The 544-nt window shown below is 38.2% G+C and carries 1 protein-coding gene; it reads right to left on the bottom strand.

Annotated features, from left to right (window positions below):
* Positions 1-48: 48 nt before the first annotated feature.
* On the bottom strand, positions 49-544 hold a 496-nt coding region (locus tag IPZ49_RS23015), incomplete at its 5' end, for an ABC-three component system protein (protein WP_193762907.1).

Here is a 544-nt window from a genome sequence, read left to right as displayed (position 1 = left end):
GTACTAAAGCTGCATCATTCAGCTCGGGCGTTCTCAGTTCGATTCTCACTATTCATCCTTATCGAGAAGCTCTATATAATTCGGATGCCATCCTAAACGGAGATCGTCAGCCAGAAGATTGAAACCTCCATTAGTAAAATATTCAGGGACTATCTTATTATCGAAGGATACTTTTGTAGCAGAACAACGGCTATAAATAACTTTACCTCTGCTTATTTCAGTCTTGTCGGAGTGGCAAACCTCAATATCATCGCATATTGCATCGTACTGTCTTAATAATGAATTATGCCATTCAGAAATATTTTGCTCAAAAATTAGTCCATTTTCGGCCCACATGGTTATGTTAGCGTCCGTCTTTAATAGATCACTGACAGCCCTAAGCTGACGATCTTGACGAAGTTCTATCAGTTTTAGCTGTTTTATAAACGTGGGGGCCCGTTTGAGCAATGCTTCAGCATCAGAATTATTAATTTCTGTACTGAGTGGCTGAAGGTATCCAGGAATATTATTTTTCTGTACAAAATTTATAAACACCCTTCTAAAT

Source organism: Enterobacter cloacae complex sp. S2, from assembly GCF_015159675.1.
In the GTDB taxonomy this organism is placed as follows: domain Bacteria; phylum Pseudomonadota; class Gammaproteobacteria; order Enterobacterales; family Enterobacteriaceae; genus Enterobacter; species Enterobacter intestinihominis.
This window is presented reverse-complemented; position numbering and strand designations above follow the sequence as displayed.